Consider the following 9,150-nt stretch of genomic DNA (forward strand, 5'->3'; position numbering starts at 1 on the left):
GTCCTATGGGAGGACGAGCTCATGGCCGAGCAGACCGCAGGGGGTACGGCGACCGCCGCACCTCGGGTGACGATCGAGGCGCCGCGCGCTTCTCGGACACCGCAGGGGACGCTCTACCGGGGGTCCACCGGCATGTGGTCCTGGGTCCTGCACCGCATCACCGGTGTGGCGATCTACTTCTTCCTGCTCGTGCACATCCTCGACACCGCCCTCGTGCGGCTCTCCCCCGAGGCGTACAACGCGGTCATCGGCACGTACAAGACGCCGATCATGAACCTCGGTGAGATCGCGCTCGTGATGGCCATCGTCTTCCACGCGTTCAACGGGCTCCGGATCATCCTCATCGACTTCTGGTCGAAGGGCCCGAAGTACCAGCGGGCCATGTTCTGGATCGTGATCGTCCTCTGGGCGATCGCCATCGCCGGCTTCCTGCCGCGCCAGCTCATGAACCTCGTCGCGGACTTCAACTAGGGGGCATCCGGATGACCACGCAGACCATCGAGCCCCCGCGCTCGGCAGCAGCAGCCCGCCGCTCCACCAACTGGGAGAAGTGGGGCTGGATCTACATGCGCGGCTCGGGCGTCCTGCTCGTCGTGCTGATCTTCGGGCACCTCTTCGTCAACATGGTGGCGGGCGAAGGCGTCAAGCAGATCGACTTCGCGTTCGTCGCCGGCAAGTGGGCGTCGCCGTTCTGGCAGGTGTGGGACTCGCTCATGCTCGTCCTCGCGCTGATCCACGGTTCGAACGGCATGCGGACGATCGTCAACGACTACGTCTCGAAGCCGGGCATCCGCAAGACCCTGCTCGTCGCGATCCTCATCGCCTGCGTCGTGCTCATCGTGCTCGGCCTGCTCGTGTGCTGGACGTTCGACCCGTGCCCCGCCGGCGCAGCCGCCGCGGACCTGCCGTCGTTCTGCCCGGCCCAGTAGCCGCAGCACGCGTCCTCGACCTCGCCGCCGCACGCCCCTGCCGGCGCGGCACCACTCCTGAAAGGACCCAGTGACCGAGACCACCGTTCACCACCACCAGTTCGACATCGTCATCATCGGCGCGGGCGGTGCCGGCATGCGTGCCGCCATCGAGGCCGGCCCGAAGGCGAAGACGGCCGTCATCTCGAAGCTGTACCCGACGCGTTCGCACACCGGTGCGGCGCAGGGCGGGATGGCCGCGGCGCTCGCCAACGTCGAAGAGGACTCGTGGGAGTGGCACACCTTCGACACGATCAAGGGCGGCGACTACCTGGTCGACCAGGACGCCGCCGAGATCCTCGCGAAGGAAGCCATCGACGCGGTCATCGACCTCGAGAACATGGGACTGCCGTTCAACCGCACGCCCGAGGGCAAGATCGACCAGCGGCGCTTCGGCGGTCACACCCGCGACCACGGCAAGTCCCCCGTCCGCCGGGCCTGCTACGCGGCGGACCGCACGGGCCACATGATCCTGCAGACGCTGTTCCAGAACTGCGTGAAGCTCGGCGTGAACTTCTTCAACGAGTTCTACGCGCTCGACCTCATCATGGTCGACGTCGTCGGCGAGGACGGCGTCACCCGCAAGCAGCCCGCCGGTGTGGTGGCGTACGAGCTCGCGACCGGTGACCTCCACGTCTTCCACGCCAAGGCGATGATCTTCGCGACCGGTGGCTTCGGCAAGATGTACAAGACCACCTCGAACGCGCACACCCTGACCGGCGACGGCGTCGGGATCGTCTGGCGCACGGGCCTCCCGCTCGAGGACATGGAGTTCTTCCAGTTCCACCCGACCGGGCTCGCCGGCCTCGGCATCCTCCTCACCGAGGGCGCCCGCGGCGAGGGCGCGATCCTCCGCAACGCCTCGGGCGAGCGGTTCATGGAGCGCTACGCTCCCACCATCAAGGACCTCGCCCCGCGTGACATCGTCGCCCGGTGCATGGTGCAAGAGGTCGCCGAGGGCCGTGGCGCCGGGCCGAACAAGGACTACGTGCTGCTCGACTGCACGCACCTCGGGGCCGAGGTGCTCGAGACCAAGCTCCCCGACATCACCGAGTTCGCGCGCACCTACCTCGGTGTCGACCCGGTCGTCGAACCGGTGCCCGTCATGCCGACGGCGCACTACGCGATGGGCGGCATCCCGACCAACACCGACGCCGAGGTCCTGTACGACAACACCACGGTCGTCCCCGGGCTCTACGCCGCCGGCGAGTGCGCCTGCGTGTCCGTCCACGGTTCGAACCGCCTCGGCACCAACTCGCTGCTCGACATCAACGTCTTCGGCAAGCGCTCGGGCAACAACGCGGCCGAGTGGGTCAAGACCGCCGAGTTCCTCCCCCTGCCCGAGGACCCGGCCGCCGGCGTCCGCGACATGCTCGCGCAGCTCCGTGCCTCGACCGGCACCGAGCGCATCGCCGTGCTCCGCAAGGAGCTGCAGGACGAGATGGACAAGAACGCGCAGGTGTTCCGCACCGACGAGTCGCTCGCCCGCGTCACCGAGACCATCCACACGCTCCGGAACCGCTTCCTGCAGGTCTCCGTGCAGGACAAGGGCAAGCGGTTCAACACCGACCTGCTCGAGGCCGTCGAGCTCGGGTTCCTGCTCGACCTCGCCGAGGTCGTCGTGTACTCCGCCCGGAACCGCAAGGAGTCCCGCGGCGGCCACATGCGTGACGACTACCCGAAGCGCGACGACGAGAACTACATGCAGCACACCATGGCGTACCTGACGGGCGACCCGCACTCGTCACTCGCCGACGACCACATCACCCTCGACTGGAAGCCAGTCGTCGTGACGCGGTACCAGCCGATGGAGAGGAAGTACTGAGATGACCGACACCCTGGTCTCCGACGCACCCCGCACCGACACCGTGCAGGACGCCCCTCCCGGATCGTTCCCGGTGACGCTCATCATCCGCCGCTTCGACCCGGACGTCGACGACGAGCCGCGCTGGCAGGACTTCGACGTCATGATGCTGCCGACCGACCGCATCCTCGACGCGCTCCACAAGATCAAGTGGGACCAGGACGGCTCCCTGACCTTCCGGCGCTCCTGCGCGCACGGTGTCTGCGGCTCCGACGCGATGCGCATCAACGGGCGCAACCGGCTGGCGTGCAAGACGCTGATCAAGGACCTCGACGTGTCGAAGCCGATCTACGTCGAGGCGATCAAGGGCCTGCCGCTCGAGAAGGACCTCGTCGTCGACATGGAGCCGTTCTTCAAGTCCTTCCGTGAGGTCCAGCCGTTCCTGCAGCCCGCGACCGCCCCCACCCCGGGCAAGGAGCGCATCCAGTCGGTGGCCGACCGTGCGCGCTTCGACGACACCACGAAGTGCATCCTCTGCGCCGCGTGCACGTCGTCCTGCCCGGTGTTCTGGACGGACGGCCAGTACTTCGGTCCCGCCGCCATCGTGAACGCGCACCGGTTCATCTTCGACTCGCGCGACGACGCGGCCGACGTGCGGCTCGACATCCTCAACGACAAGGAGGGCGTGTGGCGCTGCCGCACGACCTTCAACTGCACCGACGCCTGCCCGCGTGGCATCCAGGTCACGAAGGCGATCTCCGAGGTCAAGCAGGCCGTCATGCGGGGCCGAGCCTGACGACGTCGCCGGGACGGGGCCGACGCTCGGCTCCGTCCAAGGCACGTCAGGGGCACCACCGATAGGCTCCGCTCCATGACCTTCGCGGACACCCGCCCCATCCTCGACCAGCTCGGCTACACGATCCGCTACGTGCAGCTCCCCGGAGAGACCCTGCACGAGCCCCCGGTCGAGGGCGCGCTCCGCGTCGTCGCGGTCGAGGGCACGGGCGACTTCGCGCTCGAGGTCGTCGACTACGGCACCGCGCGGCGTCTCGCGACCGCCCGGGGCGAGGCGGACGCGGTCGAGATGCTCCGTCGCTTCCTCAACCGGCCGTTCCCGGCGCCGAAGGAAATCCCCCGGTACGAGCTCGACGGGCTCCGCGACCGGGCGGCGTCGACGTACCCGCAGCTCGCGCAGCAGGTGGCGCAGGCGGGCGAGCAGGGCCTCACGATCCAGGTGCCGGCCGGCGTGCCCGTGGACCGCGTCGGTGGCCCGGACGGCTACCTGCTGCACCCGCTCGACACCCCGCTGCCGCAGCGCTCACTGCCGCCGCACGTCGCGTCGGCGCCCGAGACGCACCGCTACCTGGTCGAACGGCCGTTCCTGGTGACGGTCCGGTTCGTCCAGCCCTGGTTCGACCAGCCCGGAGGCGCGCTGCGCTTCCAGACGGCGGATCCGTCCGTCACGGTGCGCGACCTGGTCGTGGACGGTTCGCTCTCACGGCTCCGGGTGGTCTGACCGCGCCCCGACCGCAGCACGACGAAGCGGCCCGCCCCCTGCCGGGGCGGGCCGCTTCGTCGTGGTGGTCGCGCTACCCGAGGTCGGGGCGGTCGTACTGCGCACCGGCCGGGTTCGACTCGAGGGCGCCGAAGACGATCCCGGCGATCCCGACGAACAGCGCGATGAGCCAGAACGGTCCGGCCAGGTTCGCGTCGTGCACCCGGCGCCACCCCAGGGCCAGGCTCGGCACGATCGTCGCGAGCCACCAGAGCCCCCAGACCCCGCCGATCAGCAGAGCGACGACGGGCGGCCCCACGGCGTCGGACCGTGCCACGCCGTACGCGTCGGTCGAGGTGTTCGCCGCGATCCAGGAGAACAGCGCGACGAGGTAGGCGCCGAGGAAGACGAGGTTGACCAGCCCGTTGGCGAGCGCCCAGAACCAGAACTCGCTCCGGCTGGCGCGCCCGTCGAACCGCGCGTACTTCTTGAAGAAGCGCGTGGCGGCGTCGAGGAAGCCGATGCCGTACCAGGGTGCCCAGAGCGGGGGCGTGCCGTCCGGCCCGACCGGGATCGGGGGCTGGAGCTGCGCGTACGGCTGGCCGTACGGCGGGAACGTCTGGCCGTACTGCTGGCCGTTCTGCTGCCCGTACGGCGCCGAGGGCTGGCCGTCCGGCTGCCCGGCCGGCCGCTGCTGCCCGTTCGGCTGTCCCCACCCGGGTTCGCCGCCGGTCGTCATCGCGAACCGGTCGGTCGGTCGAACCGGGCGCCCTGCGGGTTCGACGGCAGGAACATCATGATGAACACCGCGACCGCACCGAGGAACGGGATGAGCAGCAGCAGCGCGAAGAGCCCGCTGGTGTTCGCGTCGTGGAGGCGTCGCACGATGAGTGCCAGCGTCGGGATGACGAGCGCGAGTCCGACGATCCAGAAGGCCGTCCCGGCGAGCGGGTTGGTCGACATCGTCGAGAAGCCCACGTACGTCGAGGAGGTCGTGGTGGTCGTCGTGCCGGTGGCCGCCGTCAGGATGCCCGTGATGACCGACGCCACGATCCAGATGATGGCGCTCCAGAGGTACCACCACCAGTACTCGCTGCGGCTCGCGCGGCCGCTGAACGTCGCGTACTTCTTGAAGAAGCGCGAGAACGCCTTGCCGAACGAGATGCCGTACCAGGGCGCCCAGATCGGCGGTTCGCCGCCGGGCCCGGTCGGTGCGGGCTGCTGGCCGTACGGGTTCTGCGGCGGGTACTGGTCGGTCATGGGTCCCCCTCGGGTGTTGGCTGAAGTACGAGTGCGATTCAACCAGAACCCCCCGGCCACGTCCGCGCGGGGTCAGGGGACGAGCGCGAGCTTCCCGCCGGGGTGCTGCGACTCGAGCACCTCGGCCGCGGCCTTCGCCTCGCCGAGCGGGAACGTCCGCGCGACGGGGACGGCGAGCTGCCCGTCGCCCGCGAGGTCGATGAGTCGCTGCCGCACCGAGTCGCGGAACGCCTTGCTCTCCGGCTGGGCTCCGCCGATCGCCCGGATGCCGTCCGCCCCCGCTCGACCGAACGCGGCGATCGTGACGATGCGCGACCGGTCCGCAACGAGCGCGAGCGAGACGTCGACGGCCTCGTCGGTCCCGACGCAGTCGAGCGCCACGTCGACGCCGTCGCCCGTGCCGTCGGCCACGAGTGCCCGGACCCGGTCCTCGAGTCCGTCGCCGTAGGCGATCCACTCACCGCCGAAGTCCGCGACGGTGTCGGCGTTGCGCTCGGAGGCGGTGCCGATGACCCGCGCCCCGAGGAGGCGGAGCTGCTGCAGGAGGCTGACCCCGACGGCACCGGCGGCACCGTGCACGAGGACCGTGTCGTTCCCCGAGGCCCGGGTCACCCGGAGCATGTCCGCGGCGGTGGTGCCGGCGAGCAGGAGGTTCGCGGCCTCGGGGAAGCCGAGGGCCGCGGGCTTGGCGAACACGTCCCGTGCCGGCACCGTGAGTCGCTCGGCCCAGCCACCAGCGACCCGGAACGCGAGGACCTCGTCACCGACCGCTCCCCCGCCGGACGCGATCTCGGTGTCCGGACCGACGGCGCTCAGGACGCCCGCGACCTCGTAGCCGATCGCGATCGGCAGGTCCGACGGGTCGCCCTGTCGGGTGTGCTTCGTGTCGGCGGGGTTCATGCCCGCGGCGCGGACGTCGATCGTCACCTCGCCGGGCCCCGGGGCCGGCACCTCGGTCTCGACGTACTCGAGGACTTCGCTGCCGCCGAACCGCGGGGCCACCCAGTGCTTCGTCATGCTCCCGACGCTACGCGCGCGGTGCCGGACGTCGTCGGGCACGAAGGGTCCGGGACCGCAGCACGAGCAGTGCGGAGCCGGCGACGAGGAGTGCTCCGGCGATCGTGAGCGGCACCGACGGGTCGCTGCCGGTGAAGGCGAGTTCCGCCGGGGAGTTCCCGGAACCGCCGCTGCCCGAGCCCGCAGCGACCGGGACGGCCGGAGCGCTCGACGTCGGTGCCGAGGGAGTGGGGGTCGGCGTCGTGACCACCGCGGGAGCACGGACGGTGAGCACGTACGTCTCGGTGTCGGCCGGGGCCGTGCCGTTGTCCGCCGTGATCGTCACCGTCGTGGTGCCAGGCGTCGTCGGGGTGCCGGAGATGACCCCGGTCGTCGGGTTGATCGTGAGCCCGGGCGGCAGGGTCCCGCCGTCCGAGTACGTGGGCGCGGGCGTTCCCGTCGCCGTCACCGGGAACGAGTAGGGCGTGCCGGCGGTCGCGGCCGTGGGGGTACCGGACGTGATCGTCGGAGCCACCGTCTCGGAGGGGGTGCCGGGGGCCGGGCACCCGGTCGGCGCGGTGATCGTGTTCGTGTCGAGCGTGACGGCAGCGGTGCGCGCGAGCAGACGCCCGACGACGGTCGCACCCGTGGTGGCCGTGACGGACTGGTCCGCGAGGACCGTGCCCTGGAACTGCGCGGCGCTGCCGATCGTGGCCGAGCTGCCGACCTGCCAGAAGACGTTGCAGGAGCTCGCGCCACCCGTGGTGAGGATGCGCGTGCCCGATCCGATCGTCAGCGTCGACGCGGCCTGGAACACCCACACGGAGTCGGCGCTGCCCGCGAGCGTCAGCGTCCCGGTGTCCGCGAGTCGCAGTGCGTCGCCGGTGTAGACGCCGGGCGACAGGCTGAGGCCGTTCAGCTCCGAGATGCCGGTCTGCGTCGGGGTCAGCGACGCCGCGACGTCGTACGCGGTCGTGGTGTCGGCCTGGGCCTGGGTCGCTGCCGCGTCGGTCTGGTGCACCGTGCCGTTCACGATCCCGTTGCCGGGTCCGCCGAACCCGGTGATCGAGGTCCCCGGGGAGAGGCCGAGGTCGCCCTGGACGGTGGTGGGCCCGGTGTTCGTGACGGTCGAGGCGCCGAGGACGCCGTACGTCGCGGCCGTGCCGAGCCCGATCGGACCGTCGATGACAGTCGCGGCCGAGGCGGGACCGGAGGACGCGAGCGCCAGCGCTGCCGCCAGTCCGATCCCGGTGCCGATGAGGGTGAGTGAGCGGACGATGGGCGTGCTGGCCATGACGGCCCCTGCCTGTTCAGGAGAGGTACCGCACAGGTGTCGAAGTCACCCGGCACTCGCCGTGCCGCGAGTCTCGCTCGCGCACCTGTGCGTGAAGGTCCCGATTGCCAGGTTCGGCGGATCCGCGGGGATCGGACACACCGGTCCGCGGCGCGATCGCCTCGCGTCCGGCGGTACCGTCGACTGGTGCCCTCCACTCCCGCAGCCCCCGACCGCACGCACCGGACGGCCGGCCCGCAGCACGCGGCCGTCGTCGTGAACCCCTCCGCGGTCGACCTCGCCGCCCTCCGCTCGGCGGTCGCCACCGAGCAGGGGTCGCTCGGCTGGGCCGACACCGCCTGGTACGAGACCGCGGCCGACGACGACGGCCGCGCCGCCGCACGCGCCGCTCGTGACAGGGCACCCGACGTCGTGCTGGTCGTCGGTGGCGACGGCACGCTGCGGGTCGCAGCCGAGGTGCTGCACGGCTCCGGCATCCCGATCGCCCTGCTCCCGACGGGCACCGGCAACCTCTACGCACGGAACCTCGGCATCCCGATCGGTGACGTCACCGCGGCCGTCCGGTCGGCGTTCCACGGCGCTGACCGTGCCGTCGACGTCGCGTTCGCCGCGCTCACCACCGCCGACGGGGACACGACCGAGCACGCGTTCCTCGTGATGGCGGGGATCGGTCTCGACGCCCGGATGGCGGCGGACACGAACGCCGGCCTGAAGAAGCGCTTCGGCTGGCTCGCCTACTCCGACCCGATCATGCGGTCCGTGGTCGGCAACCGCCAGGTCGACCTCCGGTACCGCCTCGACGAGGGCGACGAGCACAGCATGCGGGCGCACACCGTCATCGTGGGCAACTGCGGGACCCTCACGGCGGGCCTGCTGCTCCTCCCCGAAGCGCAGCCGGACGACGGACTCCTCGACGCGGTGGCGTTCCGCCCGCGTGGCGCCTTCGGCTGGACGAAGATCGGCTACGGCCTGTCGCTCAACCGCTTCTACCACCGGACGCGTTTCGGACGGCTGCTCGCGCGCTTCCTGCCGCGGTCGCGGACGCTCGGCTACACGACGGCGCGGCGACTCGACCTCGTGCTCGACGAGCCCGAGCAGCTGCAGTTGGACGGTGATCCGTTCGGCCTGGTGGCCGCTGCCAGCCTGCGCGTCGAGCACGGCGGTCTCGTGCTGCGGACGGCCTGACACGGCGGTCCGACGTGGGTGCCTGACGGACGGGAGGCGGGGGGGGCCGAGCCCCCCCCCCGCCACAACGCCCAGGGGGGTGGGGGGGGGGACCCCGGGCGCCCGGGCGCCCCCCCCGCCCCCCCACCCGCCGCGCGCCGGGGGGGGG

At 71.3% G+C, this 9,150-nt stretch carries 10 protein-coding genes; 6 read left to right on the forward strand and 4 right to left on the reverse strand.

The genetic code is table 11. The features are described from left to right. Positions 1-21 precede the first annotated feature (21 nt). From sdhC to WFH25_RS18275, 5 genes are all read left to right on the forward strand, one after another. On the forward strand, positions 22-471 hold the full coding sequence (gene sdhC / locus WFH25_RS18255; protein WP_083295282.1) for a succinate dehydrogenase, cytochrome b556 subunit: 450 nt from the start codon (positions 22-24) through the stop codon (positions 469-471). Positions 472-482: 11 nt separating this feature from the next. Beyond that, the gene (gene sdhD / locus WFH25_RS18260; RefSeq protein ID WP_070418438.1) at positions 483-929 is read left to right on the forward strand and encodes a succinate dehydrogenase, hydrophobic membrane anchor protein; all 447 of its coding nucleotides are present in this window, start codon (positions 483-485) and stop codon (positions 927-929) included. 70 nt (positions 930-999) lie between these two features. Then, on the forward strand, positions 1,000-2,793 hold the full coding sequence (gene sdhA / locus WFH25_RS18265) for a succinate dehydrogenase flavoprotein subunit (RefSeq protein ID WP_070418437.1): 1,794 nt from the start codon (positions 1,000-1,002) through the stop codon (positions 2,791-2,793). Position 2,794: 1 nt separating this feature from the next. Further along, positions 2,795-3,568: a succinate dehydrogenase iron-sulfur subunit gene (locus tag WFH25_RS18270; protein ID WP_071295792.1), complete on the forward strand. Its 774-nt coding sequence runs from the start codon at positions 2,795-2,797 to the stop codon at positions 3,566-3,568. 75 nt (positions 3,569-3,643) lie between these two features. Further along, entirely contained in the window at positions 3,644-4,288 is a 645-nt protein-coding gene (locus tag WFH25_RS18275) for a TNT domain-containing protein (RefSeq protein WP_336698895.1), read from the forward strand. Positions 4,289-4,361: 73 nt separating this feature from the next. On the opposite strand, the gene WFH25_RS18280 is transcribed toward WFH25_RS18275, so the two are convergent. From WFH25_RS18280 to WFH25_RS18295, 4 genes are all read right to left on the reverse strand, one after another. After that, positions 4,362-5,006 (reverse strand): DUF805 domain-containing protein, encoded by a 645-nt coding sequence (locus WFH25_RS18280; protein WP_336698896.1) that lies wholly within the window; start codon positions 5,004-5,006, stop codon positions 4,362-4,364. Continuing rightward, complete coding sequence (locus WFH25_RS18285; RefSeq protein ID WP_336698898.1) at positions 5,003-5,527, reverse strand: DUF805 domain-containing protein; 525 nt, start codon at positions 5,525-5,527, stop codon at positions 5,003-5,005. Before WFH25_RS18285 ends, WFH25_RS18280 begins: the two co-directional genes overlap by 4 nt. A gap of 72 nt (positions 5,528-5,599) precedes the next feature. Next, entirely contained in the window at positions 5,600-6,544 is a 945-nt protein-coding gene (locus WFH25_RS18290; protein WP_336698900.1) for a quinone oxidoreductase family protein, read from the reverse strand. Positions 6,545-6,554: 10 nt separating this feature from the next. Continuing rightward, positions 6,555-7,817: an ice-binding family protein gene (locus WFH25_RS18295; protein ID WP_336698901.1), complete on the reverse strand. Its 1,263-nt coding sequence runs from the start codon at positions 7,815-7,817 to the stop codon at positions 6,555-6,557. 186 nt (positions 7,818-8,003) lie between these two features. On the opposite strand from WFH25_RS18295, the gene WFH25_RS18300 reads away from it, so the two are divergent. Next, positions 8,004-9,002, forward strand: coding sequence for a diacylglycerol/lipid kinase family protein (locus WFH25_RS18300; RefSeq protein ID WP_336698902.1), 999 nt, complete (start codon positions 8,004-8,006; stop codon positions 9,000-9,002). Positions 9,003-9,150: the final 148 nt, after the last annotated feature.

The organism is Curtobacterium sp. USHLN213 (assembly GCF_037144815.1).
GTDB lineage: Bacteria > Actinomycetota > Actinomycetes > Actinomycetales > Microbacteriaceae > Curtobacterium.